This is a genomic window from Curtobacterium aurantiacum (genome assembly GCF_018598555.1).
Classification (GTDB): domain Bacteria; phylum Actinomycetota; class Actinomycetes; order Actinomycetales; family Microbacteriaceae; genus Curtobacterium; species Curtobacterium aurantiacum.
Genome location: NZ_JAHEWN010000002.1, coordinates 302,322 through 328,242 on the forward strand (window position 1 = coordinate 302,322; position 25,921 = coordinate 328,242).

28 protein-coding genes are annotated in these 25,921 nt (G+C 72.4%); 15 read left to right on the forward strand and 13 right to left on the reverse strand.

Translation table 11 applies throughout. From position 1 onward, the window contains the following. Window positions 1-61 precede the first annotated feature (61 nt). Both KK087_RS03335 and KK087_RS03340 read right to left on the reverse strand, forming a co-directional pair. Entirely contained in the window at window positions 62-571 is a 510-nt protein-coding gene (locus KK087_RS03335; RefSeq protein WP_214564207.1) for a mycothiol transferase, read from the reverse strand. 36 nt (window positions 572-607) lie between these two features. Continuing rightward, window positions 608-1,174, reverse strand: a complete 567-nt coding sequence (locus KK087_RS03340) for a MarR family winged helix-turn-helix transcriptional regulator (protein ID WP_214564208.1) — start codon at window positions 1,172-1,174, stop codon at window positions 608-610. 208 nt (window positions 1,175-1,382) lie between these two features. Here KK087_RS03340 and KK087_RS03345 point away from each other — a divergent pair, with 208 nt between their 5' ends. The 4 genes from KK087_RS03345 to KK087_RS03360 all read left to right on the forward strand — a co-directional run bounded on the left by KK087_RS03345 (window position 1,383) and on the right by KK087_RS03360 (window position 7,452). Continuing rightward, window positions 1,383-1,982 (forward strand): M73 family metallopeptidase, encoded by a 600-nt coding sequence (locus tag KK087_RS03345; RefSeq protein ID WP_214529175.1) that lies wholly within the window; start codon window positions 1,383-1,385, stop codon window positions 1,980-1,982. Between the two features lie 67 nt (window positions 1,983-2,049). Then, the gene (locus KK087_RS03350) at window positions 2,050-3,243 is read left to right on the forward strand and encodes a S24/S26 family peptidase (RefSeq protein WP_214564209.1); all 1,194 of its coding nucleotides are present in this window, start codon (window positions 2,050-2,052) and stop codon (window positions 3,241-3,243) included. A 61-nt stretch (window positions 3,244-3,304) separates the two neighbouring features. Then, entirely contained in the window at window positions 3,305-4,468 is a 1,164-nt protein-coding gene (locus KK087_RS03355) for a metallophosphoesterase family protein (RefSeq protein WP_214564210.1), read from the forward strand. Further along, on the forward strand, window positions 4,468-7,452 hold the full coding sequence (locus tag KK087_RS03360) for an AAA family ATPase (protein ID WP_214564211.1): 2,985 nt from the start codon (window positions 4,468-4,470) through the stop codon (window positions 7,450-7,452). The genes KK087_RS03355 and KK087_RS03360 overlap by 1 nt, the downstream gene beginning before the upstream one ends. A 114-nt stretch (window positions 7,453-7,566) precedes the next feature. Here the strand turns inward: KK087_RS03360 and KK087_RS03365 are convergent, their stop codons facing one another. Beyond that, window positions 7,567-7,743 carry a hypothetical protein gene (locus KK087_RS03365; RefSeq protein ID WP_214529195.1) on the reverse strand — a complete coding sequence of 59 codons (177 nt, stop codon included), beginning with the start codon at window positions 7,741-7,743 and terminating at the stop codon, window positions 7,567-7,569. Further along, window positions 7,740-8,549 carry a class E sortase gene (locus KK087_RS03370; protein WP_307858419.1) on the reverse strand — a complete coding sequence of 270 codons (810 nt, stop codon included), beginning with the start codon at window positions 8,547-8,549 and terminating at the stop codon, window positions 7,740-7,742. Before KK087_RS03370 ends, KK087_RS03365 begins: the two co-directional genes overlap by 4 nt. A gap of 95 nt (window positions 8,550-8,644) precedes the next feature. Between KK087_RS03370 and KK087_RS03375 the strand changes: the two genes are divergently transcribed. After that, window positions 8,645-9,079 carry a GNAT family acetyltransferase gene (locus KK087_RS03375; protein ID WP_214529171.1) on the forward strand — a complete coding sequence of 145 codons (435 nt, stop codon included), beginning with the start codon at window positions 8,645-8,647 and terminating at the stop codon, window positions 9,077-9,079. 154 nt (window positions 9,080-9,233) lie between these two features. Here KK087_RS03375 and KK087_RS17795 read toward each other — a convergent pair whose 3' ends face one another. Continuing rightward, on the reverse strand, window positions 9,234-10,157 hold the full coding sequence (locus tag KK087_RS17795; protein ID WP_214564212.1) for an EamA family transporter: 924 nt from the start codon (window positions 10,155-10,157) through the stop codon (window positions 9,234-9,236). 36 nt (window positions 10,158-10,193) lie between these two features. On the opposite strand from KK087_RS17795, the gene KK087_RS17800 reads away from it, so the two are divergent. The 6 genes from KK087_RS17800 (at window position 10,194) to KK087_RS03410 (ending at window position 16,344) form a co-directional block, all read left to right on the forward strand. Further along, complete coding sequence (locus tag KK087_RS17800) at window positions 10,194-11,342, forward strand: CPBP family intramembrane glutamic endopeptidase (protein ID WP_214564213.1); 1,149 nt, start codon at window positions 10,194-10,196, stop codon at window positions 11,340-11,342. A gap of 9 nt (window positions 11,343-11,351) precedes the next feature. After that, window positions 11,352-13,202 (forward strand): DNA helicase RecQ, encoded by a 1,851-nt coding sequence (recQ, locus tag KK087_RS03390; protein WP_214545365.1) that lies wholly within the window; start codon window positions 11,352-11,354, stop codon window positions 13,200-13,202. Window positions 13,203-13,289: 87 nt separating this feature from the next. Next, window positions 13,290-14,036, forward strand: a complete 747-nt coding sequence (locus KK087_RS03395) for a lysophospholipid acyltransferase family protein (protein WP_214564214.1) — start codon at window positions 13,290-13,292, stop codon at window positions 14,034-14,036. Between the two features lie 135 nt (window positions 14,037-14,171). After that, the gene (locus tag KK087_RS03400) at window positions 14,172-14,519 is read left to right on the forward strand and encodes a hypothetical protein (RefSeq protein WP_214529166.1); all 348 of its coding nucleotides are present in this window, start codon (window positions 14,172-14,174) and stop codon (window positions 14,517-14,519) included. 157 nt (window positions 14,520-14,676) lie between these two features. Further along, the gene (locus KK087_RS03405) at window positions 14,677-15,405 is read left to right on the forward strand and encodes a M23 family metallopeptidase (RefSeq protein WP_214564215.1); all 729 of its coding nucleotides are present in this window, start codon (window positions 14,677-14,679) and stop codon (window positions 15,403-15,405) included. 102 nt (window positions 15,406-15,507) lie between these two features. Continuing rightward, window positions 15,508-16,344 carry an NAD(P)-dependent oxidoreductase gene (locus tag KK087_RS03410; RefSeq protein WP_307859957.1) on the forward strand — a complete coding sequence of 279 codons (837 nt, stop codon included), beginning with the start codon at window positions 15,508-15,510 and terminating at the stop codon, window positions 16,342-16,344. A gap of 9 nt (window positions 16,345-16,353) precedes the next feature. On the opposite strand, the gene KK087_RS03415 is transcribed toward KK087_RS03410, so the two are convergent. Both KK087_RS03415 and KK087_RS03420 read right to left on the reverse strand, forming a co-directional pair. Continuing rightward, window positions 16,354-16,557 (reverse strand): hypothetical protein, encoded by a 204-nt coding sequence (locus KK087_RS03415; protein WP_214529164.1) that lies wholly within the window; start codon window positions 16,555-16,557, stop codon window positions 16,354-16,356. Between the two features lie 83 nt (window positions 16,558-16,640). Next, window positions 16,641-17,159, reverse strand: coding sequence for a MarR family winged helix-turn-helix transcriptional regulator (locus tag KK087_RS03420; protein ID WP_214545369.1), 519 nt, complete (start codon window positions 17,157-17,159; stop codon window positions 16,641-16,643). A gap of 132 nt (window positions 17,160-17,291) precedes the next feature. On the opposite strand from KK087_RS03420, the gene KK087_RS03425 reads away from it, so the two are divergent. Continuing rightward, the gene (locus KK087_RS03425) at window positions 17,292-18,185 is read left to right on the forward strand and encodes an alpha-E domain-containing protein (RefSeq protein ID WP_214529162.1); all 894 of its coding nucleotides are present in this window, start codon (window positions 17,292-17,294) and stop codon (window positions 18,183-18,185) included. Between the two features lie 173 nt (window positions 18,186-18,358). Here the strand turns inward: KK087_RS03425 and KK087_RS03430 are convergent, their stop codons facing one another. From KK087_RS03430 to KK087_RS03450, 5 genes are all read right to left on the reverse strand, one after another. Then, window positions 18,359-19,696 (reverse strand): MFS transporter, encoded by a 1,338-nt coding sequence (locus KK087_RS03430; protein ID WP_214564217.1) that lies wholly within the window; start codon window positions 19,694-19,696, stop codon window positions 18,359-18,361. Continuing rightward, entirely contained in the window at window positions 19,693-20,103 is a 411-nt protein-coding gene (locus tag KK087_RS03435) for a MarR family winged helix-turn-helix transcriptional regulator (protein WP_214564218.1), read from the reverse strand. The genes KK087_RS03430 and KK087_RS03435 overlap by 4 nt, the downstream gene beginning before the upstream one ends. A 220-nt stretch (window positions 20,104-20,323) precedes the next feature. Beyond that, window positions 20,324-21,268, reverse strand: a complete 945-nt coding sequence (locus KK087_RS03440; protein ID WP_214564219.1) for an acetamidase/formamidase family protein — start codon at window positions 21,266-21,268, stop codon at window positions 20,324-20,326. Window positions 21,269-21,445: 177 nt separating this feature from the next. Beyond that, window positions 21,446-21,715 carry a hypothetical protein gene (locus KK087_RS03445; RefSeq protein WP_214529159.1) on the reverse strand — a complete coding sequence of 90 codons (270 nt, stop codon included), beginning with the start codon at window positions 21,713-21,715 and terminating at the stop codon, window positions 21,446-21,448. An 11-nt stretch (window positions 21,716-21,726) separates the two neighbouring features. Continuing rightward, window positions 21,727-22,884, reverse strand: coding sequence for an inorganic phosphate transporter (locus tag KK087_RS03450; protein ID WP_214545374.1), 1,158 nt, complete (start codon window positions 22,882-22,884; stop codon window positions 21,727-21,729). A gap of 88 nt (window positions 22,885-22,972) precedes the next feature. On the opposite strand from KK087_RS03450, the gene KK087_RS03455 reads away from it, so the two are divergent. The 3 genes from KK087_RS03455 to KK087_RS03465 all read left to right on the forward strand — a co-directional run bounded on the left by KK087_RS03455 (window position 22,973) and on the right by KK087_RS03465 (window position 25,539). Continuing rightward, window positions 22,973-23,842, forward strand: coding sequence for an alpha/beta hydrolase (locus KK087_RS03455; RefSeq protein WP_214564220.1), 870 nt, complete (start codon window positions 22,973-22,975; stop codon window positions 23,840-23,842). 131 nt (window positions 23,843-23,973) lie between these two features. Beyond that, complete coding sequence (gene lplAB / locus KK087_RS03460) at window positions 23,974-25,023, forward strand: lipoate-protein ligase LplAB (RefSeq protein WP_214564221.1); 1,050 nt, start codon at window positions 23,974-23,976, stop codon at window positions 25,021-25,023. Window positions 25,024-25,209: 186 nt separating this feature from the next. Then, complete coding sequence (locus KK087_RS03465) at window positions 25,210-25,539, forward strand: hypothetical protein (protein ID WP_111088717.1); 330 nt, start codon at window positions 25,210-25,212, stop codon at window positions 25,537-25,539. Window positions 25,540-25,576: 37 nt separating this feature from the next. Here the strand turns inward: KK087_RS03465 and KK087_RS03470 are convergent, their stop codons facing one another. Then, entirely contained in the window at window positions 25,577-25,867 is a 291-nt protein-coding gene (locus KK087_RS03470) for a GNAT family N-acetyltransferase (protein ID WP_027465074.1), read from the reverse strand. Window positions 25,868-25,921 lie beyond the last annotated feature (54 nt).

Consider the following 25,921-nt stretch of genomic DNA (forward strand, 5'->3'; position numbering starts at 1 on the left):
ATGGTCGGGTCGCGACGTCAGACCCGACCATTCCTGCTCACGAAGCGACCGCGGGACCGCGTCAGCGGTTGAAGAACAGCAGCCCGCGCACGAAGCCGGCCTGCCCGGCGTGCTGCGTGCAGTCGTCGAGGATGCTCACGAGCCGCGCGCCGGCGGTGACGGGCGGGTCCCACGCCTCGTCGACGACGGGGTCGAGGTCGTTCGGGCCGAGCGTACCGAGGTAGGCGACGGTGCGCTCGTGCACCGCGCGCAGGTACCCGGTGAGCAGCTCGGCAGAAGCCCGCACCCGACCGACGTCGTCGCGGGACATGCCGTAGCCGAGCGCCTCGGCCGGGAACGGCAGCCCGAACCGGTCGTACCAGCCGTCCGCCGTCCAGACCTGCTCGGAGCCGGCGAGGTCGGCGATCTGCGCGTCCTGGCCGCGGGCGATGTGCCACGCCAACCACGCCAGGGTGTTCGCCCCGGCTGCCGGTCGTGCCGCGAGCTGGTCTTCGGAGAGCCCGTCGACGGCCCGCTCGACGGTCTCGGGGACGCGGGAGAACGCTTCGGTGAGGAGTTCAGAGGGGGTCATGGCGCTCACGCTACGCGCGGGCCGTGACACCCGCTGTCACGCTGTGGACGACCGGTGGTGGCGTTCCAGGGCAGCGGCGAACCCCTCGAAGGCGGTGGCGACGACGGCGCGGTCCGACGGTGCGACGACCTGCTGGAACGCCTGCGAGTAGACGGCTCCGACCTCGCGGGCGACCGCGGTGCCCGACGGCGTGAGGTGCAGGAGCACGCTCCGACGGTCCTCGGGGTTCGGGCGGCGCTCGAGGTGCCCGTGCTTCTCGAGGCGGTCGATGAGCGACGTCATCGCCCCGGTGGTGAGCTCGAGGTACTCGCCGGCCTGCTTCGGGGTCACGCCGTGGCCGCCGGCTGCGTTGAGGAAGAACACGAAGCGGGTGTCCGTCGCGTTCAGTCCGCGGCTCGTGCTCTCGTGGAGCAGGACGCGCGCGTGCTGCATCTGGAGCACCCGGAACGCGGTGAGCAGTCGCGGAAGGTCGGCGTCGGTGCCTGTCGGGTCGGCCGCGGTGACGTCGGGCGACACCGGTGCCGGGGGCGTGCGGGGCGCGATCCTGGCCGCGGGGACGGCGGGTGCGCGCTGGGGGAGGACGACCGGGTCGGTGTCCGTCATGGGGGCTCTTCTCGGGTGCAGGGGTGGAACTTCAGTGAACAAGTAACTCACTCGTCAAGATACCCCCATCAATGGGGGCATCCCGGGTATTGAGAGCTGCTCGAGGGCCAAGTAGCTTGATCGTCGTACCACCTCGGCACGTAGCGCGACCAACCACCGCGGGCCCGTCCGAACCACCGATCAGATCTCTTCCTCACGGAGTCCAACCATGTCTCGTGTCACGCCTCGTGCTGCCCGCCTCGCCGCCTGGATCGCCATCCCCGCTGCTCTCGTCGCCTCGGGGGTCGTCGTCTCGACGGCCTCGTACGCGGCCTTCTCCTCCACCACCGTCAACCCGACGAACAACTGGACGGCCGGCAGTGTCGCCCTGTCCGACGACGACAACAACACCGCGCTGTTCACGGCCAACAACCTGAAGCCCGGTTCGACCGGCGCGAACTGCATCACGGTGACCTCGACCGGCTCGCTGCCCTCGACCGTGAAGCTGTACGGCACGAACGCCTCGACCACGAAGGACCTGGCGGGCAACATGACGATGACCGTCGAGCAGGGCACCGGCGGTGGCTTCGGCTCCTGCTCCGGCTTCACCCCGGCCGCCACCGGTGGGACGCTCTACAGCGGCACCCTCGCCGCCTTCGGCACCGCGTCGACCAACTACGCCACCGGCGTCGGTACCTGGGCCCCGACCGGCACCGCGTCCGAGTCGCGTGTCTACCGCGTCACCTACACGGTCTCGAGCACCGCCCCGAACACCGTGCAGGGCGGCACCGCAGCCCTCGGCCTCACCTGGGAGGCCCAGAACAGCTGAGTCGGGACCGGGGCCGAACCAGCCCCGTCCGTTCCCTCCCGCAACGCGCCCCCGGTCGAAGGCAGTCATGAGCAGCATCGCAGTGCACGGTGGTCACACACCGCACGCAGCGGTCCGTGACGCCGTCGAGTGGGGGCGCGTCGTCGTCGCCACCGTCGCCCGCGGGGTGGTGGCGACACTGCTCGGACTCGCGCTCTGGGCGGCCGCGCCGGCACTCATCGGCTGGCAGCCCACCACCGTGATGACCGGCTCGATGGAGCCGCGCATCGTCCCCGGCGACGTGGTCGTCTCGCGTCCCGTCGGCTCGGGCGAGATCAGCATGGGCAAGGTCCTGCTCGCCGACGACCCGGACCAGGCGGACCACCTGCGCATGCACCGCTACGTCGAGGACGGTCCGCGACGCACCATGGTCACGAAGGGCGACGCCAACCCGCAGCAGGACTCCACACCGATCGAACGCTCCGCCGTGCACGGCGTCGCCTTCCTCCGCATCCCCTACATCGGGGCGCCGATCCAGTGGATCAGCACCGGGGAGTGGGGCCGCGTCGTCCTGCTCGCACTGGGCCTGACCGCGCTCCTCGCCCTCTGCACGATCGACGGGTCGCTCCGCCGGCTCGTCGCCGAGGACGGCGCGGACGACGACGCCGGTCCCGATGACGACGCCGGTGCGGACGACGCCGCCGGCCCGGCAGACGGAGCCGACGACGGCCGGGAGGCGCGGGACGGCGCCGCCACGGGCCTCCAGACCGGTGCGTCCACTGTCCTCACCCGTCGCGCGCTCCGTCGACGAGTCCGTCGCGGACGGCGGCTGCGCCGCATCGGCGGAGGCGCCGCGGTGCTCGTGCTCGCGGCGGCCGCCGGCGTGCTGCTGCCCGCGCAGGCGGACGCGGCCCCGTGGTCGCGGACCACCGTGGCACCGACCGCGAACTTCACGGCGGGCACGGCGACCGGTGTCCCCACCCTGACCTGCGCCCCGGCAGGGTCGAACACGGTCACGATCGCCTGGACCTACGACAACGGCGCGACCGTCCCGGCATCGTTCGACCTGATGAACGGGACGACGCAGGTGGCGACGACGACGATCGCCGGCGCTCGTTCGATGACCTACGGTGGCGCCGGGCTCCTGAACCTCGGGACGACCTACACGCTGCACCTCCGCACGAACCTCGGGGGCAGCTGGACCGCGACGAGCACGCCGACGGTCAAGGTCCGGGTCGTCTCGGTCCTGGGTCTGGCGTCCGCGAGCTGTGTGACCGCCTGAGTCGTCCACAGGGCACCGCGAGGTGTCCTCGGATGTCCCCGGCCGGCGTTACCGTGGCCGCATGCGCATCCTGCACACCGGCGACTGGCACCTCGGCCGCACACTGCTGGGTGCCGACCTGCTCGAGCACCAGGCGGCGTTCACCGACTGGCTCGTCGACCTCGTGCGCGAGCGCGCGGTCGACCTCGTCGTCATCGCCGGCGACGTCTACGACCGCGCGATCCCGCCGGTCGACGCCGTCCGCATGCTCTCCCGGACCCTCGAGCGCCTCGCCGAGACCACCACGGTGGTGCTCACCCCGGGCAACCACGACTCCGCGGCTCGGCTCGGCTTCGGCGCCGGGGTGATGGGGCAGCGCGTCCGCATCCTCGCCGAGCCCACGCACGTGGCCGATCCCGTGCTCGTCACCGACGACGACGGCGTGGTGGCGGTGTACGGCATCCCGTACCTGCACCCCGACCTCACCCGGTACGCCCTGGCCGCGGTCCCCGACGAACCCCTCGCCCGCTCGCACCACGCCGTCGTGCACGCCGCCACCGAACGCATCCGCGCCGACCTCGCCACCCGGGCCGACACCCGCAGCGTCGTCGTGGCGCACGCCTTCGTCGGGGGCGCCGACCCGAGCGACAGCGAGCAGGACATCCGCGTCGGCGGGGTCGACCGCGTGGCCGAGTCGGTCTTCGACGGGTTCGACTACGTCGCCCTCGGGCACCTGCACGGCCCACAGCGCGTCGGGGACGACGGCCGGATCCGGTACGCCGGGTCGCCGCTGGCGTTCTCGTTCGGGGAGCGGCACCAGCGGAAGTCCGTGACCATCGTCGACCTCGACGCCGCCGGTGCCGTGACCGCCGAGCTCGTGCCGACGCCGGTTCCGCGGCGGCTCGTCGACGTCCGGGGCAGCATCGACGCCATCGAGTCCGGCGATTTCCGGGCCGACGCCGACGCCTGGGTCCGCGTCGCGGTGACCGACACCGTGCACCCGGAGCGCATGTACGCCCGCGTGAAGGACCACTTCCCGCACGCCCTCGCGATCACGCACGAACCGGCCGACCGACCGGCCACGACCGCCGCGCGGGCCGTGACGGCGACGTCCGACCCGGTCGAGGTCGCCGGCGACTTCGTGGCCTTCGCCACCGGCGGCCTCCCCGACGACGACGAACGGGCCGTCCTGACCGAGGCGTACGAGGCCGCGGTGCTCGCCCTGCAGCGCGAAGGGGACCGCTGATGTACCTGCACCGGCTCGAACTGCGCGCCATCGGGCCGTACCCCGACCTCGTGACGATCGACTTCGCCGCGCTCGCCGCGTCCGGGGTGTTCCTGCTCGAAGGGCCGACCGGTTCCGGCAAGTCGACGATCATCGACGCCGTCGTGTTCGCCCTGTACGGCGGACTCGCCGGGTCCGACGCCAGCTCCGACCGGCTGCACAGCCAGCACGCCGACCCCGTGGTCGAGCCGTTCGTGGAGCTCGTGTTCGAGACCGGTGCCGGCACCTACCGGGTCCGACGCACGCCGCAGTACGACCGACCCAAGCAGCGGGGGACCGGCACGGTGAAGCAGCAGGCGTCCGTCCAGCTGTTCCGGCTGGCCGCGCCGACCGACGTCGCCGGGGAACCGATGTCGTCCCGGATCCCCGAGGTCGCGGTCGAGATCGCCCGGCTCGTCGGACTCGACCGCGCGCAGTTCCTGCAGACCGTGGTGCTGCCGCAGGGCGAGTTCGCCCGGTTCCTCCGTTCCCCGGGGGAAGACCGCCGGAAGCTCCTGCAGTCGCTGTTCGGCACGCAGGTCTACGACCGCACCGCCGACGAACTCGCCACGCGCCGTCGGGCCGTGCAGGCCGAGGTCGAGGGCGCCGACGACCGCGTCCGCGATGCCCTGGCCCGGTTCGCGCAGGCCGCCGGTCTCGACGACGCCGACGAGTCCGTGGTCCCGCACACGGTGGACTCCCTCCGGGCTGCCGCCGACTCGGCCGGGGCGGCCCGTGCCGGTGCGGCCGCGACCGCGGCAGCGGCGGTCGACCACGAACGATCGGTGACCGCGCGTGCAGCGGCCCTCGAGCGACGAGCGGCGCTGCTCCGACGGCGGGCGCTCCTCGACGCCGACGCCCCGGCGATCGAGCGGGCACGGTCCGCGGTCGCTGTGGCTGAGCGTGCCGCCCGGGTCGCCGCGGTGGCCGACGGCCTCGACGCCGCGTCCGCACGTGCCGACGACACCGCAACGGCGTCCGCTCGCCTGCGGGAACAGCACGGGCTCGACGCCGTCGACGCGGCCGACGCCGTCCGGCGCCGCGACACCCTGACCGACGCCCTGTCCGGGGTCCGGCACCTCGTCGCGATCGACGACGGTGCGGCTGCCCGGCGCACCGCCATCGCCGAGGACACCGCGACCGTCGCGCGACTCACGGACGAACTGCGCGCGCTCGACACCGCGCTCGAGGCCCGACCGGCGGAACGCGCGCGGATCGTCGAGGCTGCCCGAGTCGCCTCCACGACCGCTGCCGACGCGGACGCCGCGACGCACGAGGTCGCTCGGGTGCAGTCGCTCCGCGCCGACCTGGCCGCCCGCGACCGCGCCGAGCACCGCGTCGCCGAGGCCGAACGGATCGTGGCCGATGCTCGCCGCCGGGCGACCGAGGCCCTCGACGCCGAACGATCGCTGCGCGAGCGCCGGATCGCCGGGCTCGCCGGTGAACTCGGCGCAGCGCTCCTCCCCGGCGACCCCTGCCCGGTCTGCGGGTCGACCGCGCACCCGTCGGTGGCCTCGCCGCAGGACGACCACCCGACCACCGAAGCGGTGGAGTCCGCGGGCGACGCCACCCGCCTCGCCGATCAGCAGCTCGCCGACGCCGCGGCCGACCTGGCGGTCGAGCGTGCCGAGCACCTCCGCCTGACCGACGTCGTCGGCGCGGTCGACGGTGCCGCGCTCGACGTGCTGGCCGCTGCCGCAGATGCGCGGGTCCGGGCCGCGCACGACGCCTCCGCGCTGGTGCTGGAGCACGAGCGGCAGCGGTCCGCCCACGACACCGCGACCCGCGCGCTCGAGCGGGAGCGGAACGACCTCGACGCTCGCCGAACGGTGCTCGCGTCGACCGCGGCGTCGGATGCCGAGCGGCTCGAGGCGGACCTGCGATCCGTGCAGGACGCGGCCGCCCGGCTCGGTGCGCTGCTCGACACCGACACCGAGCCCGTCTCGCTCCGTGCTGTGGTCGCCGAGCTCGACGCACGACTGACCGTGCTCCGTGCCCTCGCCGAGGCCGACGAGCGCGCGGCGACCGCGGCCCGCGCCCGTGACGAGCGCGGGGCCGAGGTCGCCCGGGTCCTCGACGAGCAGGACTTCCCCGACGTCGCGGCAGCACGGGCGGGCCTGCTCGACCCCGGCGCCGTCGCCACGTTCCGCAGCCGCATCAGCGCCGCCGAGGCCGAACACGCCGTCGTGCAGGCGGGGCTGGACGAACCAGCGGTGGTGGCGGCGGCCGACGACGACCCGGAGCAGCTCGACCTCGAGGCAGCACAGGCCGATCGGCTCCGAGCCACGGCCGAACTGGACGAGGCCACACGGCTCGCGGTGACCGCAGCGCACCGCGCCGAGGCCGTCGAGCAGTGCGCGACGGAGGTCGACCGGACCGTCCGCGCTCGGCAGGAGACCTCGGCCCGCAGCCGCGCCGTCGTCCGGCTCGCCGACGTCGCGAACGGTGTCGCCTCGGTGAACCCGACGGGGATCACGCTCGGTACCTACGTGCTCATGCGCCGCTTCGAGGACGTCGTGGCCGCGGCGAACGACCGGCTGCGCGGCATGCTCGCCGGCCGGTTCACGCTCGAGACCTCCGACGAGCGGGAGTCCGGTTCGCGGGCGCGTCGGACGGGGCTCGCCCTCGCCGTCCACGACCACACGACCGACACCGTGCGCGATCCCCGCAGCCTGTCCGGTGGCGAGACCTTCACCGTGTCGCTGTGCCTGGCGCTCGGGCTGGCCGACGTCGTGCAGGCCGAGGCCGGCGGCGTCTCGCTCGGCACCCTCTTCGTCGACGAAGGGTTCGGCACGCTCGACCCCGAGACCCTCGACGACGTCATCGGGCAGTTGTCACGGCTGACGGCCGGCGGGCGACAGGTCGGGATCGTCAGCCACGTCGAGGAGCTCAAGCAGCGGATCCCGGAGCGGATCGCTGTCCGACGCACCCCGGCCGGCGGGTCGCAGGTGACGACCACGGTCTGATGGGTCTGATGGGCCTGACGGGCCTGACGGGTCTGACGGGCCAGGCGCAGGCGCAGGGGCAGGGGCAGGGGCAGGCGCAGAACCGGGCGCGGGTCCGATCCGGGTCGGTGCCGTCTACGGGGTCGGCGTCGACTCCACCGTGCCGTCCGGCGGCGGCAGGATGTCGGCCGCGATCCACGGGAAGACCCACTGGAACAGCACGAACACGATGGCTGCGAGGAGCACGAGCAGTTCGAGCACCTTCAGGGCGGTGGGTCCGGGCAGCAGACGCCAGACCAGGGGGAAGATCACTTCGCGGTCTCCGAGAGTTCCTTCGGGGTGCCCTCGGACGCGGGCATCCAGTAGTCGAGCTTCGCGTGCGTCACGAACCGCTCCGCCGCCGACCACATCGGGTGGCAGGCGGTCAGGGTCAGCCAGCGGTCCTGCGGGGTCGGCTCCACACCCGGCTCGTTCGGCACCGGCGCGATCGTCTCGATCTTGTCCGGCGTGACGATCTGGCTGCCCGTGACCTTGTAGACGTACCAGACGTCGAACTTGGTCTTCGCGTCGGTGACCCGGACCACGATCGAGTCGTCCTTCTTCAGCTCTGCGATCTGGTTGAGGGGCTTGCCGTAGGTGACCCGGTGTCCGGCGACGGCGAAGTTGCCGGGTGCGCCGGGCATCGCGGTGTCCTGGTAGTGGCCGAGCCCGATGGTGTTGAGGACCTGCTCGCGGTCGGTGCCCTCGCCGATCGGCCGGTTGTAGTCCTTGCCGAACCGAGGGATCTGCATCGTCCCGAACACGTCCGACAACCCCGGCGGTTCGTCCAGCACGGGTGCGGTGCCGCGGTGCTCCGTGCCCTCGACCTTCGGGGTCGTGACCTGGTCGAGGCCCTGCACGAGCTTCGTCTGCTCGTTCACGGCGACCACGTCGGTCCACCACGCGGTCCACACGACGTACAGGCCGGTGCCGGCGCCCGCGATGATGAGCAGTTCGGCGATGAGTGACACGATCGCGCCGCCGACCGTCTGCCGTCTGCGGGGGGATCGCCGGGACCGCGAACCGGCTTCGTCGTCCCGTGCGCTGCGGCGCGACGGGAGGGTGTCGTGTGCGGTCACGGGGCTCCTGATCGGCTGGGTGGTCGGACAGGTCTATCAGATCACGGCGACAGGTCGGTGACGACGTTCTCCCCACCCCCGTTAACGTGGGGGACATGGAGTACCGGATCCGCCCCTTCCGCACCGAGGACACCGACGCGGTCGTCGCCCTGTGGGAATCGTGCGGCCTCGTCCGACCCTGGAACGACCCGCGCCGTGACATCGCCCGCAAGCTGACGGTCCAGCCCGAGCTCTTCCTGGTCGCCGAGCAGGAGGACGACAGCGAAGGCGTCGTCGGCGCGGGCATGGCCGGCTTCGACGGACACCGCGGCTGGGTGAACTACCTCGCCGTCCGCCCGGACCTGCAGGGCTCGGGCCTCGGTCGCACCCTGATGGCCGAGTTCGAGCGGCTCCTGACGGACCTCGGCTGCCCGAAGCTCAACCTGCAGGTGCGCGCCGGCAACGAGCAGGTGCTCGGCTTCTACGAGTCCCTCGGGTACACCGACGACCGGACGGTCTCCCTCGGCAAGCGCCTCATCCCCGACGCCTGACCGCGCCCGCCCGTCGCACCGTGCGGGTTCGCGAATCCGGTGCGGCGTTGGCGGCTCGGTGCGGTGCTGCAAGTCCGCACCGGGCGGTCAACCTCGCACGGTTCGAACGACTCGGCATCGTGCCGGCTCCGCCCGGCCCCGCGCCGCCGCCCCGCTACGCCAGCGCCAGCGCCACCGACGCGACGAACGCCAGCACGATGCCGACCCACTGCTGCACGGTCAACCGCTCCCGCAGCACGACCCCGGCCAGCACCACCGTGCCGATCGGGTACAGCGCGTTGAGCACGCTGACGACGGGCAGGGTCGCCGGGTCGTCGCTGCTGTGCAGCCCCGCCTGGATGAACACGTTCGCCATCGCGTCGAAGACGCCGCACGCGGCCACGATCACCAGCAGCCGCGGACCCCACCCGCGACCCGACCGACGCCCGTGAACTGCGGCAGCCCCGTCCGGGCGAGCCGACCTCGAGGGGTGCACCGAGCCTCCCGTCCGGACCGCGACGACGATCGCCGCCGCACCCAGCAGCACCGCCTGCAGCACCCGCGCGACCACGAGTGGAGCGACGCCCGAGTCCGACGGCGTCATGTCGTAGGCGAGCACGATCCCGCCGAAGCCACACCCGGCGACGGCCGCGGCGGCCACGCCCCGGGCGGTCAGCCGGGCGCCCGAGGCGTCCCGGACCACCGCGACCAGGACCACCGCGACGACCGCGACCACGAGCGCTCCGGTGGCGACGGGCGACAGCACCGTGCCGCGGAGCACCGCGACGAGCACCGGCACGACGGCCGCGAAGACGGCGGTGACGGGGGACAGCACGCTCATCGGTCCGATCGCGAGTGCCGCGTAGAGCAGGAGCACGCCGACCCCGCCGGAGATCCCGGCGACCGCACCCCAGACCGCGGCCGGCCACGAGAACACGCCACCGACCACCGCCAGGCCGATCAGCAGCGGCACGATCCCGATCGCGGCCGCCACCGCGGTGACGGTGACCGGCCGGACCCGCCGCGACGCGAGTCCGCCGAGGAAGTCGGCGAACCCGTAGACGATCGCGCCGGACAGGCCGAACAGGACGGTGAGCACGGCTCCCATCCTGCCTCGCCCGGTAGCCTGCGGGACGTGAGTGTTCCCTACCAGCGCCTGCCCCGGATCGACGGACGGTGGAGGTGGTGGCGGCCGCTCGTCGCCCTCGCGTTCCTGGCGGGGTGGTACCTCGTCTCGCAGATCGTCATCGCGGTCGCGTACTTCGTGCCGATCGGCGCCACCCAGGGGCCGCAGGCCTTGATCGACCTGCAGGACGACCTGGCCGGCGGCGCGCTCGATCCCACCGACCCGCTGGTCCTGTCGCTGTCGCTCGTGTCGCTCGTGGTCCTGCTGCCGGGGATCCTGCTCGCGGTGAAGATCGCGCGGATCGGACCGGCCGGCATCCTGTCGTCGACGCGGTTCCGGGTCCGGTGGGCCTGGACGGCATGGTGCCTGCTGCCGACGCTCGTCATCGCGGCGGTCATGTTCGTCCTGCAGACCGGCCTGTTCTGGGACGACGGGATGATCACGACCGACGGCGGCTTCGCCTGGAACCACGACGCCATCGGCCAGTCGACGGTCTCCCTCGGCACGCTCACCCTGACGATCGCCCTCGTCGTCCTGCTCGTCCCGTTCCAGGGCGCTGCCGAGGAGTACATCTTCCGCGGGTTCCTCATGCAGGCCGTCGCGTCGTGGATCCCGCGTCGCGCGGGCACGATCATCGCCGTCGCGGTGTCGACGGTCGTGTTCGCCCTGCTGCACATCCCGAACGGCTACAACGTGTGGGGCATCCTCGACGTCGGCTCGTTCGGTCTGATCGCCGCGATCATCGTGCTCCGGACCGGCGGGCTCGAGGCCACGGTCCTGCAGCACGCGTTCAACAACATCATGATCTTCGTGCTGCAGGCGCCCGGCTGGTCCGGGATCGACCTGACCTCGTCGGACGCGAACGGCACGTGGCAGGGCACCCTCACCACGCTCGTCACGTCACTCGCGTTCTGGGGCATGGTCGAGATCCTGGCCTGGTGGCGGGGACTGGACCGCCGGTTCGCCGGCCATGAGGCGCCCCGGTTCCGCGGTGTGACCCCGGCCTGGGCGGGCGGCGTCCGCTGGATCCGGCCTGGAGGCACGGGCTGGGCGACCACGCCGGCCCGCGCCGACGACGTGGCCGGTTCCGACCACCGTGCCGGTTCCGGCACGGACGGCGCTGTGGACAGTGCGGTGGGTGTCGCCGGTCGCCCGTAGGCTCGTGCCATGAGCACCACGCCCGCGCCCGCTGCCGTGTCTGCTTCCCGTGCCGCTGCGCTCGACGTGCTGCACCGCGTGTGGGGCTACGACGACTTCCGCGGCGAGCAGGCGGCCATCATCGACCAGGTGGTGGCCGGCGGCGACGCCCTCGTGCTCATGCCGACCGGTGGCGGCAAGTCCCTCTGCTACCAGGTGCCGTCGCTCGTCCGAGACGGCGTCGGCGTCGTGGTGTCACCACTCATCGCCCTCATGCAGGACCAGGTCGACGCCCTCGCGGCCAACGGTGTCCGGGCCGCGTTCCTCAACTCCACGCAGGGCCCCGACGAGCGGTCCCGCGTCGAGCGTGCCGTGGTGCAGGGCGAGGTCGACATGCTCTACCTCGCGCCCGAGCGGCTCCGGCTCGAGTCCACCCGCGCGCTCCTCGACCGGGCACGCGTGTCGCTGTTCGCCATCGACGAGGCGCACTGCGTCGCCCAGTGGGGCCACGACTTCCGACCGGACTACCTCGAGCTGAGCGTCCTGCACGAGCGGTGGCCGACGGTGCCGCGCATCGCCCTGACCGCCACCGCGACGCCGCAGACCCACCGCGAGATCTCCGCCCGGCTCGGCCTCGACGACGCCGCGCACTTCGTCGCCGACTTCGACCGACCGAACATCCAGTACCGCATCGAGCCGAAGACCGGCGCGCTGCAGCAGCTGCTCACCTTCATCCGCACGGAGCACAGCGGCGACGCCGGCATCGTGTACTGCCTGTCCCGCAACTCCGTCGAGCGCACGGCGACCGCGCTGGCCGAGCAGGGCATCAACGCCCTGCCGTACCACGCGGGTCTCGACGCCCGGGTGCGCGCCCGCAACCAGTCGACGTTCCTGCGCGAGGACGGCGTCGTGATGGTCGCCACCATCGCGTTCGGCATGGGCATCGACAAGCCCGACGTCCGGTTCGTGGCACACCTCGACCTGCCGAAGTCGGTCGAGGGCTACTACCAGGAGACCGGCCGTGCGGGTCGTGACGGGCTGCCGGCCACCGCGTGGCTCGCGTACGGCCTGAACGACGTCGTGCAGCAGCGCCGGATGATCGACCAGTCCGAGGGTGACGCCGCACACCGTCGACAGCTCAGTGCCCACCTCGACGCGATGCTCAGCCTCTGCGAGACGATCGAGTGCCGCCGGGTGCGGTTGCTCGCGTACTTCGGGCAGGAGAGCACGGCGTGCGGCAACTGCGACACGTGCATCGCGCCCCCGGAGTCGTGGGACGGCACGGTCCCCGCGCAGAAGCTGCTGTCCACCGTCGTCCGGCTCGAGCGTGAGCGGCGCCAGCGGTACGGGGTCTCCCACCTCGTCGACATCCTCGTCGGCAAGCAGTCGCCGCGCGTGCAGGAGCTCGGGCACGACTCGCTGGCGACCTTCGGCATCGGCTCCGACCTGTCCGACGGCGAGTGGCGTGCGGTCGCCCGACAGGTGCTGGCACAGGGCTACGCGGCGGTCTCGGGTGACGGCTTCGGCACGGTGGTCCTCAGCCCGACCAGCGCCGAGGTCCTGAAGGGCGCCGTGCAGGTGCGGATGCGTCGCGACCCGGTCAAGGCGCCCCGGGCGGGCCGCAGCAGCCGGCGGACGGTGGTCACCGACATGCCGCAGGAAGCCGTCGGCCTGTTCGAGTCCCTGCGTGCCTGGCGTGCGGCCGAAGCACGCGAACAGGGTGTTCCCGCCTACGTGGTGTTCAACGACGCGACCCTCCGGGGCATCGCCGCCGTCCGCCCGGCCGACGTCGACCAGCTCGGCGAGATCTCCGGGGTCGGCGCCGCCAAGCTCGAGCGGTACGGTCGCGCGGTCCTCGACGTCGTCGCAGCGGCCGACTGACGACCTGCCACCACTGCATGCCGCCACCGGCATGTGCCGTCCGCGCGCCTCATTACACTCGGTAGCTCGTCATCACGAGGAGGTCCGGTGTCCGGTTCGACGAAGTTCGCCACCGTGCTCAGCCGCGCGGTCGTGACCCCGCTCGCCCGGCTGCTGTGGCGTCCGAAGATCATCGGTCGCCGGAACGTCCCGAAGCGCGGCCCGGTGATCCTCGCGAGCAACCATCGCTCCTTCATCGACTCCCCGGCGATCACCCTGATGGCCCCGCGCAAGGTGTCATTCCTCGCCAAACAGGAGTACTTCACCGGTTCGGGCGTCAAGGGTGCGGTGTCCCGCGCGTTCTTCGGCGGGATCGGTGCCATCGGCGTCGAGCGTGGTGCCGGCGCCGCGGCGCAGCAGGCCCTCGACCTCGGGCTCGCGCGACTGCAGGAGGGCGAGGCCTTCGCGATCTACCCGGAGGGCACGCGCTCGTTGGACGGCCGGATCTACAAGGGCCGCACGGGTGTGGCATGGCTGGCGCTGACGAGTGGCGCTCCCGTGGTGCCCGTCGCGCTGCGCGGTACCGAGGACGTGCAGCCGGTCGGGTCGCGGTTCCCGAAGCTCGCCCGGGTGACGATCGAGTTCGGGCGACCGCTCGACCTGTCGTCCTTCGGTGAGGCGTCGTCCGGTCGAGCCCGTCGGCATGCGACCGACGCGGTGATGGCGGCGATCCAGGAGCTCAGCGGCCAGGAGCCGGCGAACACGTACAACAACCCGCCGGCGACGATCGTCGAGCGGGTCCGACGTGCGCTGCAGCCGGACGACCCCACCGCCGCTGCCGTCGATCCGGACTGATCGCGCCGACTGTCCGGTCACTATTGCACATCTGAAATATCGATGGTTGAATGGCGGACGTGCCGCACGGCACGTCTCCATCGCCGGTCGCCCGAGAACGACCAGCCACGACATCCAGATCGGACCGTCCGCAGCATGTCCTCCACCCCGCTCTTCGACTCCATCGCCCAGCGTCGCGATCAGGCCGACGCTCCCCGACCCGTCCCGACGCCGGCGCGTGCCGTCGTCACCCCGGCGGTGCCGACCTCGCCGATGTCCGCGCCCGTCCGCCCGGGGAACTCCACCCTGGTGCCGGCGGCCCTGGTCGCCGCGATCGACGAGATCCCGGTGCAGGTGGCATCGGCCCTCGTGACCGAGGTCACGGTCCGTCCCGAACACCTCGTCCTGGTCGAGACCGTGGCCGACGCGATCACCCGCGCGGTCGTCGATGCCGTCGTGTCCGAACTCGATCGGATCGCCCGCGACGGCGTCGTCCGCGTCTGAGCCGGCCGGTCCCCGAACGATGACGGCGTCCGGCGACGACCTTCCGCTGCGTCCCCGCGGTGCCCAACGGCGCACCGCCAACCGATCGACCGCGTCCCGCCGACGCCGTGCGCATCACAGCGCCGAGCCGGACGCCCTCCGAGCCGCCGGGGTGGCGGTGCCCCCTCCCGCCACCCCGGCTTCCACCCCCGCAGCTGCGCGGAGCAGACCCGCTCCGCGCAGCACCTCGTTCTTCCGCGGTCCGGTCCGGCACACCCTCCCGGCCGCCGCAGCCACCGCGGTCGCGTGCCTGTTCGTCTCCGTCACCGCGCCGCAGACCGCCTCCGCCGCAGCCGGGGTGCTCCCGGCGGCGTCGGCAGCGTCCGGCACGCAGCACTTCACCGCCGACGGTTCGACCGGGCCGACCGCCGGCCGCGACGACTTCTCGGTGGGTCGTACTGCGGCAGCCCTCCGGGTTCCCGGTGGCTCGGGCCCGACCGGCGGCGCGGTCCGTCCCACCGTCGGCGCGGTCCCCGACGAGGGTGGCTTCGGCTCCCGCTGGGTGGTCGGCTGCGCGGCATGCTCGTCGAACCACCAGGGAGTCGACTTCGCCGCGGCGATCGGGACCCCGGTCGTCGCCGCGCTGCCCGGCCGGGTCGTCTCGGCCGGGGTCCTCGGCGGCTACGGCAACCAGGTCCTCCTGCAGCACGCCGACGGCACCGAGACCCGGTACGGGCACCTGTCCGTGATCGACGTCCGTCCCGGCCAGGTCGTCGCCGTGGGGGAACGCCTCGGGGCCGTCGGCGACACGGGCGTCTCGACCGGCGCGCACCTGCACTTCGAGGTCATCGTGGCGGGGACCCCGATCGATCCCGCTGCCTGGCTGCAGGCCCGCGGTCTCCTCTGACCGACCCGGACCCGGCTCGGTGCCTCCGCGGCGCTCGGGCGTAGCGTCGACACGGTCGCGGCACGGTGTCGCGCCAGGACGGAGACGCACGTGCGAGTGACGGTGTTGGGGACGGGTGCGATGGGCGCCGGCGTGGCCGGATCGCTGCTCCGCGAGGGCCACGAGGTCACGGTGTGGAACCGGAGCGCCGACCGGGCAGCGCCCCTCGGTGACCGTGGGGCGACGGTGGCCACGGAACCGGGCGTCGCGGTCGAGCGCGCCGAGGTGGTCCTGCTCACCCTGTTCGACACCGACGCGGTCGTCGACGTGCTCGAGCAGGCCGCCGGCGATGCCCCCACCGACGCCGTGTGGGTGCAGGCCTCGACGATCGGGGTCGAGGGCACCGCGACCGTCGTGCAGCTCGCCGAGAAGTACGGCATCACCCTGGTCGAGGCGATGATGCTCGGCACGAAGGCCCCCGCCGAGCAGGGGAAGCTCACCATGCTCGCAGCCGGGCCGAGTGACCTGCTCGACCGCGTCGACCCGGTGCTCGACGCGATCGGTGCGAAGACCGTCCGCGCCGGGAACAACGTCGGCGACGGCACCGCGCTGAAGCTCGCGGCGAACGCCTGGATCGCCTCGATCACGGCGGCGACCGGGCAGTCGCTCGCCCTGGCGGCCGCACTCGGACTCGACCCCGCGCTGTTCCTGCAGGCCATCGAGGGGAGTGCGAGCGACTCCGCCTACGCCCACGCCAAGGGCGCGGCGATGATCGCCCGGGAGTTCCCCGCGCAGTTCGCGCTCGACGGGCTGCGCAAGGACATCGGACTCATCACCGATGCCGCCCGGACGTCCGGGGTGTCCACGACACTGCTCGAGGCGCTCGGGCGCGTCTACGCCGATGCCAGCGCGGCCGGCCACGGGGGCGACGACATCGCCGCGGTCGGCACCGCGTTCTGACGCGGGGGATCAGCCCCGACGGAACAGCCGTCGTAGGCGCTTCGTGAGCCGCCCCACGGCCTCGTCGTTCATGGTGTTGGCGAGGTCGAAGGCCTCGCGTGCGGGATCGGCACCGGCCTGGATCCGTCGGAGTGCGGCGTCGGCCCGGGCCTGCGAGTCGAGCTCGGCGAACGGCATGTCGTCCTCGGGGTGGTGCTCGCCGCGAGGGTCCATGGCGTCGAGGGTACGCGCGACGGGCGTCGAGGTCACACGGGCGTCGCGGTCACGCGGGCGTCGCGGTCACACGGGCGTCGCGGTCACGCGCGACGGGGCTGGTCCGACCCGGCGTCGAGCTCGTCCACGACCCGGACCATCTCGTCGAGGAAGTCCACGACGACGGCCATCTCGTTGGTCGGAAGGTGCTCGGTGACCTCGAGCGCACGGGCATCGAGTTCCTCGATGACGCGGAGCGCGTGCCGCATCGAGGTGCCGGTGGCGGTGAGGATCACGCCGCGGCGGTCGTTCGGGTCCGGGTGTCGTTCCACGTGACCGCTGCGGACGAGCCGGTCGACGAGTGCCGATGTCGACGCCGCCGTGATCTCGAGCCGCTCGGCGAGGTCCTTCGCGTTGACGGTGCGGCCGTCGTGCTCGGCGTCGATCAGGAAGCGCAGCGCCAGCAGGGCGTTCTCCCCGATGCCGAGTGCCTCACGCGCACGACGCTGGGCAGCGCTCTCGGCCGTTCGGTACCGTCGCAGGGCGTTGAGGACGTCCACGGCGGAGACCGCGGAGTCCTCGTACCAGTACCCTGCGGTGCTGGTCATCACCTCGGACGTCATGGCCCCAATGCTAGACGCTCTAGTTAGATTGTCTAGCGAGCGCGGTGACGGGACACCCGCAACACCCATGACCCCGTTCCGTAACACCCCGGCAACGACGGCTCGTTAGGTTCTCGGCATGCAGGAGCAGCCGTGCTGAGCCGACTCGCGGGGAACGTCTTCCACGTGGGGAGCGCGGTCGAGCGCACCGACGTGGTCGCACGGTTGCTCGACGTCTACGTCGCCCGGCGAGAACCGGGCACCCTCGACGACGACCGGCTCGTGTCCGCCGAGCTCCGCGGCGTCATCGGCGCCTCCGGCCCGGCGAACGACACGGACCGCGCCACCACCGTCGACGCCCTCGCGCTCGACCGGCACGAACCGGCGTCCATCGCCGCCGCGGTCGCCGTCGCGCGCGACCACGCCCGCCGTGCCCGCGAGGTCGTCTCGAGCGAACTCTGGGACTGCCTCGACGTCACCCGGTCGCGGATGCCCCGGAAGATCGCTCCCGACCGGGCGCACGAGTTCCTCGGCTGGGTCCGGGAACGCAGCGCCCTCGCCATCGGAGTGGTCGAGGGCGACGCCAGCCGCGACGAGGTGTGGGAGTTCTTCACCCTCGGCCGGTCGCTCACCCGCTGCGTCTCCACGGCACGACTGCTCGCGTCGCGGCTGCTCGAACCCGACGCGGTCACCTCGTGGACCGCGGCGCTCCGGGCATGCGGTGCGGGGGAGGCGTTCCTGCGTGGACGCGACCATGCTCCGACGCCAGCCGATGCCGCCGCCTTCATGCTCCTCGACGAGCACAGCCCCCGCTCCCTGCGCTTCACCGTGCACCGCGCCGCCGAGTGTCTGGCTGACGTCGCCCCGTCGTGCGTCGCGGACGAGGTCGCCGCGTTCGCCGAGGTGCGCGCACAGCTCGACGGGATCCCGGAAGAGTCGGTGCTCGCCGCGGTCGGTGACGTGGGGGAACGCCTGGCGGTCGCCGCCGACCGCGTCGCGGCGGCACTCGACGAACGCGTCTTCGCGGCGTCGGCACCCGTGCTCTGAGCCGACCGGACGCGCGTGTGGCGGAACGGGGCCGGTCCTTGCGTCGCGACCGCGGCCGTGGACGCGCGTCGCGCCGGACGGGAGGCCCGGGGCGGCGCCGGCACGGGCCTCCCGTCCGGCGGCCGGTGGCGTCACGGGCCGTCGGCCGACGCGCAGGTCGTCCCGCCGGTCCGTCAGACGGCGCTGGAGCGATCGGCGAGCGTCTCGTCGCGTTCCAGCTCGCGGCGGAGCGCAGCGTGCGAGCCCACCACGGGCACCGCGTGCGTGATCGCCAGGTGCAGTCGCGAGTCGGCGTCGTACCGCAACCGGACCCGCTGGTACCGGACGAGCCACACGAGTGCGATCCCGAGCGCCACGAAGCCCGAGGCCGCGCCGACCACGATCGCCCAGCGGGGGCCGAAGGCGTCGGCGACCGCACCGACGAGCGGGGCACCGATGGGGGTGCCCCCCGCGAAGATCGCCATGTAGAGGGCCATCACACGGCCGCGCATCGCGGGCTTCGTCGTGGTCTGCACCAGGGCGTTCGCCGTGGTCATGAACGTCAGGGACGCGAGTCCGACGAACATCAGCACGATCGCGAAGGTCCAGTACGTCGGGGCGACGGCGGCGGCCGTGCACGCGAGCCCGAACCCGCCGGCGGCGAGGACGAGGGTGCGCATCCGGGGCTTGTCGCGCCGGGCGGACAGCAGCGCACCGAGCACCGAACCGACCGCCATCACCGAGTTGAGCAGCCCGAACTCGCCGGCGCCCTGGTGGAACTCGACCCGTGCCATGGTCGAGGTGAAGATCGGGAAGTTCACGCCGAAGGTGCCGACGACGAAGATCATGCAGAGCACGACGACGATGTCCGGCCGGGTGCGGACGTACCGGAAGCCGGCGACGATCTGCCCCTTGCCGCGGCCGGCTCGGACCCGTTCGGCGAGCTGGGCGGGGTCGACGAACCGCAGCGCGAGCAGCACGGCGAGGAACGACCCGGCGTTGATGACGAACACCCATCCGGACCCGATCGCCGCGATGAGCACGCCGGCGACCGCTGGACCGATCAGGCGTGCGGCGTTGAACGACGCCGAGTTCAGCGCGACGGCGTTCGACACGTCCTCGCCCTGCACGACGTCGGAGACGAAGGCCTGCCGGATCGGGGCGTCGAACGCGGCCACGATGCCGAGTGCCAGGGCGAAGCCGTACAGCGCGAGCAGGGTGGCGGTGTGGGTGAGGACCATGACACCGAGTCCCAGCCCGAGCAGGCCCATCAGGCCCTGGGTGAGCATGAGCATCTTCCGGCGGTCGAACCGGTCGGCGGCGAGGCCGGTGAGTGGCAGGAGCAGCAGCTGTGGGCCGAACTGCAGGGCCATCGTGATGCCCACCGCGACGGCGTTGTTGTCCGAGAGCTGCGTCAGGACGATCCAGTCCTGGGCGGTGCGCTGCATCCACGTGCCGACGTTCGACACCAGGGCCCCGGCGAACCAGATGCGGTAGTTGCGTCCGGCGAGGGAGCGGAACATGGCGGTCACTGCTGGGCCAGCCTCCTCATGATCTCGGTGGCGTCGGTGAGGGTGCTCCGCTCGTCGGCGGTCAGGGCTGCGAGTCGCGGGGTGAGCCAGCCGTCGCGGCGGCGTCGGGTCTCCTCGACGAAGGACGCTCCGGCGGGCGTCGCGCCGAGCAGCACCTTGCGGCGGTCGTCACCGTGCCCGCACTTCGACACCAGGCCCCGCTCGACCAGCACCGCGACGGTCTTCGTCATCGAGGGCGGGGTGACGCCGTCCTGCCGGCTCAGGTCGGCCAGGGTCATGGCGCCGTCGCGGTGCAGGCGGGCGAGGGCGGAGAACTGGGCGTCGGTGACGCTCGAGTCGGCCTTCTGGGCGCGGAGGGTGCGGGACAGCCGGTTCACCGCGATGCGGAGGTCGGTGGCATCGGTCATCGATCGTCAGCCTAACTCATTAGTTCAGCGAACGAACTGCATATCGGGTGACAGGTGACCGTTCCGGGCGTACCTGGTCGAAACGGGCGTACCTGGTCGGTCCTTTCGACCAGGTACGCCCGTTTCCGCTTTCCAGCGCGGGTGCAATGGGAAGGAACGTCGGACGGGAGGCCCGCCCAGCGTGCGCCGGTCGGCTCGCGCTGGGCGGGCCTCCCGGCCTTCAGTGCCGCGCGTCCGTCAGGATCGCGTCGTGCGGGAGCAGGGCGTGCACGCCCCACGTGCGGTTCGCGACCTGCGTCACCCGCATGCTCACCGCCACGCTCGCCATCGCGAGTGCCTCGGCTCGGCCGATCCCGTGCAGCCCGGCGATCCAGTCGACCATCCGGTCGAGCGCCGTGGTGGTCGCCACGTTGAGGTCGACGTCGAAACCGAAGGTGATGCGTCCGGCCGGGGTGTCGGCGTGCACGCCGGCGACCGGGGCCTCGTCGAGGAGGTCGAGCGTCATCGTGGTGGTCATGCCGCACTCGACCGCGGTGCCGGAGACCTCGCCGTCGCCCTGGGCCGCGTGCCCGTCCCCCACGTGGAGCAGGGCGTCCGGCACGGTCACCGGCAGGTACAGGGTCGAGCCGGCGACGAGTTCGCGGCAGTCGATGTTGCCGCCGCCGACCGTGCGGGGCGGGATCGTCGAGTGCTCCCCGGTGGCCTCCGGTGGGACGCCGACGACGCCGAGGAACGGCGCCGTGCGCACCCCCAGGCCGAGCTGGTTCACGGCGACGCCGGCGGAGACGTCGATGTCCCAGAGCAGCGGGCCCCGCGACGCCGGGTCGGTCAGGCCGAGTGCGCGGGTGACCGGGGAGTCGACGCCTCCCGAGGCGGTGTAGCCCCAGTCGTCGGGCACGAGGTCGTCGAAGTGCACGGCGACGACCATCCCCGGACGGGCACCCGCGACGGCGATCGGTCCGACGAGGCAGTGGCCCCGGCGGGGGTCGATGAGCGTCGGCGCCTCGATGCCCGGACCCGACTGGCGCTCCGTGTAGCCCGCGGCGCTCAGGGTGCGGACGGTGACGGTGTCGCCCGGCGCGACCGTGTGCACCGGTGGGCGCTCGGCGGTGAAGACGTCGACGGCGGAGTCGGCGGAGGCATCGAGGTGGTGGTGGGTCGTCACCGCTCGATCATCCCAGGCGGGCGCGGCGTACCTGGTCGGATCGGGCGTACGGGGTCGAATCGGGCGTACCGGGTCGAATCGGGCGTACCGGGTGGAATCGGGCGTACCTGGTCGGAAGTTCTGACCGGGTACGCCCGATTCCACCAGCCATCGCGGGTGTTCTGGGAAGGAACGTCCTCAGTGGAACTGGGGGATCGTCAGCCAGATGCCCGCGAGGACCGCGGCGACGCACACCGCGAAGCACAGCACAGCACCCGCCAGTGCCGCCGGCGGGGTGTGCCCGGAGCGCGGGCTCTCGTCGGAGTACTGGGTGCGCTCGCCGCCCGCGTCGTCCGGCTGCCCCGTCCCGAGCAGCCGGAGGCCGAGCGTGTACACGAGCACCAGGCCCACGGCGGCCACGAAGCCGACGCCGGCGACCGTGCCGATCGCGGTGAAGTCGATGTCCATCGTCGTTCCCCTCAGTTCGTCGCGCCGGTCGGCTGCGGCTCGGCCTGCTCGGCCGGCCCGGACTCGGTGGTGATGTCCTCGTGCGAGATCGGCTTGCGCTTGGCGAGGACGTAGAAGGTGAGCCCGCCGGCCAGGGCGAGGACGGCGACGAGCACCAGCCCGAACGCCGAGGTCGACGCGAGCCAGGTCGCGAGCGCCCCGACCACCGCAGCGGCGGGCAGCGTGATCACCCACGCGGCGACGATGCGGCCGACGACCGACCAGTGCACGTCGGCGAGCTTCTTGCCGAGCCCCGAGCCCACGACGGCGCCGCTCGTCACGTGGGTCGTCGAGAGCGCGAAGCCCAGGTGCGACGAGATGAGGATCGTCGCGGCGGAGCTCGTCTCGGCGGCGAAGCCCTGTGGCGACTGCACGTCGGAGATCTTCTTGCCGACGGTCTGCATGATCCGCCAGCCGCCCATGTAGGTGCCGAGGCCGATCGCGAGCCCGCACGCCAGGATCACCCAGAGCGCGGGACCCGTGCCGGCGGCCTGGTAGTTCGCGGCGATGAGGGTCAGCGTGATGACGCCCATCGTCTTCTGCGCGTCGTTCGTGCCGTGCGCGAGCGACACCAGCGACGCCGAGATCGTCTGCCCGTGCCGGAACCCCGTCGCCGCACCGTGCGTCGTCGCGTTCTTCGTGAGCACGTACGCCAGGTACGTCGCCACGAGGGCGATCACCCCGGCGATGAGCGGCGAGAGGAGCGCCGGCAGCACGACCTTCGACACCACCGTCGCCCAGCTGATCGAGCTCAGCCCGGCACCGATGATCGAGGCACCGATGAGCCCGCCGAACAGCGCGTGGGTGGAGGACGACGGCAGCCCGACGTACCAGGTCGCCAGGTTCCAGAGCACCGCGCCGACGAGGCCGGCGAAGATCATCGTGGGGGAGATGCTGACGCCGCCCTCGCCCTCACGGATGATGCCCTGCGAGACGGTCTTGGCGACCTCGGTGGACAGGAACGCGCCGACCACGTTGAGCACGGCGGAGATGAGCACGGCGGTCCGGGGCTTCAACGCTCCCGTCGCGACCGACGTGGCCATGGCGTTCGCGGTGTCGTGGAAGCCGTTCGTGAAGTCGAACACGAGGGCCACGACGATCACCAACGTGACGATGACGATGACGTCCATGCGCAGGACGGTAGGCCACCCTCGGAACCGCCTGCGTGAACGCCGGATGAACAGGTCCGCGAAGGTGCCTGTCTGCGAGGATGCTCACGTGCCAACCTTCTCCGCCGCTCGAGGCGACGCCTCGTTCACCGACGCACACGGCGTCGAGATCGTCTACTCGACCTGGCGTGCGGCACGGCCCAGGGGCGTCGTGCAGATCGCGCACGGCGTCGGCGAGCACGGACTGCGGTACGAGCCCCTCGCGCAGGACCTGGTGCGGGCCGGCTACACGGTGCACGCGAACGACCACCGCGGGCACGGACGCACCGGCCTGGCGCAGTGGGACGGCGACCACGCCAAGCTCGGTCGGCTCGGCCCCGGCGGGCTGCGTGCGGCCATCGCGGCGGTCGAGCAGATGGGTGCGGTCGCACGCGCCGACGAACCCGGCCTGCCGCTCGTGCTGCTCGGGCACTCGTGGGGGTCGCTCATGGCGCAGCGGATCGTGAACACCTCGTCGGAGTCGTACGACGGGGTCGTCCTGTCCGCGAGCGCCTACCGGCTGCCCGGCTGGATGAACAGCGGCGACCTGAACGCCCGTCACGCCGGCTCGGGGCCCACCAAGTTCGAGTGGCTCACCCGTGACCGGAAGATCATCGACGCCGTGGCGGTCGACCCGCTCGCGGTCGAGGCCGACGTCATCGGGCTGTTCGGGCTCGCCGACACCCTCCGGCTGCTCGGGGTGCCACGGCGGGGGATCCCGCACGACCTGCCGATGCTGCTGCAGGTCGGGTCCGACGACGCACTGGGCGGGCCGCGGTCGATCGAGCGGCTCGCGCAGGCCTACCGCCGCCGCGGCCGGCTGTCCGACGTGACCGTGCAGGTGTACGAGGGCGCGCGCCACGAGATCTACAACGAGACGAACCGCGACGAGGTCGTCGCCGACCTGGTCGCGTGGCTCGACCGGGCGACGGCGCGCTGACGGCGCTCGCCGGGTCCTGAAGCGGGACCGGCGACGGACTGGAGGCCCGTGGCGGCACCGCCACGGGCCTCCAGTCCGTCACCAGGCTGGCTCACTGCCGGGCCGTCGGCCGTGCGGAATAGGGTTGCGGCATGCACGGTGAGTACAAGGTCCCCGGAGGCAAGCTGGTCGTCGTCGACCTCGAGGTCGTCGACGGCACGATCGAGCAGTTCCGTCTGGCGGGTGACTTCTTCCTGGAACCCGACGACGCGCTGCCGCTCATCGACGCGGCCGTCAACGGGCTCCCCGCCACCACCGACGCACCGGGCATCGCCACGGCCGTGCGGGCGGCCCTGCCGACCGACGCCGTGCTGCTCGGCTTCACGCCCGAGTCGGTCGGCGTGGCCGTGCGCCGCGCGCTGTCGCGGGCCTCGACCTGGCGCGACCACGACTGGCAGATCGTCCACGAGGGGCCGATCAGCCCGAACGAGCACCTCGCGCTCGACCAGGTGCTCACCGAAGAGGTCGGCGCCGGACGCCGTGGGCCCACCCTCCGCATCTGGGAGTGGGACCAGCCCGCCGTCGTGATCGGCTCGTTCCAGTCGCTCAAGAACGAGGTCGACCCCGCCGGCGCTGAGAAGTACGGCGTACAGGTGGTCCGGCGGATCTCCGGCGGTGGCGCGATGTTCATGGACGCCGGTGCCGTCATCTCGTACTCGCTGTACGTGCCGTCCGACCTGGTGCAGGGCATGACCTTCGCCGACTCGTACGCGTTCCTCGACGAATGGGTGATCGAGGCCCTCAAATCGCTCGGCATCGAGGCCTACTACCAGCCGCTCAACGACATCACCTCGACCAAGGGCAAGATCGGCGGGGCCGCCCAGAAGCGCCTCGGCACCGGATCGCTGCTGCACCACGCCACCATGAGCTACGACATGGACGGCGAGAAGATGGTGCAGGTCCTGCGGATCGGGCGCGAGAAGATGAGCGACAAGGGCACCACCAGTGCCGCGAAGCGCGTCGATCCGCTCCGGTCGCAGACAGGCCTGTCGCGTGCCGAGATCATCGAGCGGCTGATCGGCACCTTCACGAAGCTGTACGGGGCGACCGAGGGGCACGTGACCGCGGCCGAGCGCGAGCGTGCGCAGGAGCTGGTGCGGACGAAGTTCGCGACGAAGGAGTGGCTCGAGCGGGTGCCGTGAGCCCCCGGGGGCTGCCGGGCGTCCGCGCTCGGTCGGGCGTTGACGCGGCGGCCGGAGCTGAGGGGGGACGTCCCGGCCGCCGCTGGTTCGAGTGTGCGCCCCGACCTCATGAACCAGACGTGTGGATGATGAGAATCCCCCGCGCGGCTGATCCGCTCGCCGCGCAGCCCACGTAGCGTCGCTGCCGTGAACTGGTTGATCTTCCTGGGGGCGGTGGCCGCCGTGGCCGTCGTGGTGTGGATCGCCGATCGCATGGGGTGGATCGACCTGTCGAACAAGTCCCAGCGGAGCGGCGGATCCGGAGGCATGGGCGGGATGCTGGACGAGGTGTTCGCACCGACCCGGCACGAGACGCAAGCCGAGTACGAACGGCAGGCGCGCCTGCCGAAACAGGCCCCGTCGCCGGCGGACGACGACCACGACCTGCTCAGCGGCAGCGTGCTCATCCGGGTGCCGACGGTGCGGAGTGCCGGGCGGCACGAGGCCCGCGTGGGGACGCACGACCGGTCGTACTGAGCTTCTGCGCGTCGTGCTCGTGTGTGCGTCGCTCGCTTCAGCGCGTCGTGAGCTCCTGGTAGTCCGGGTGCCGCTCGATCCACGCGTGCACGTAGCTGCACTGCGCGACGACCCGGCGTGACGAACTCGCACGCACGTCGTCGAGGGCGTGCTGCACCAGGATCGACGCGTGCCCACCACCGCGGTGCTCGGGGTCGACCTCGGTGTGCACGAAGCGGATCTCGTCGCCGTCGATCTCGTACGCGGCGAGGCCGATGACCTCGCCGTCCTCGATCAGGGAGTACTGCTGCTTGTCGGTGTCGTTGCGGACCTCGGGTGCTGCTGCCATGCACTCGACCGTACGCCGGGGCCTGGGTGCGCGCTCTGGGCTGCGCGCTGGCTC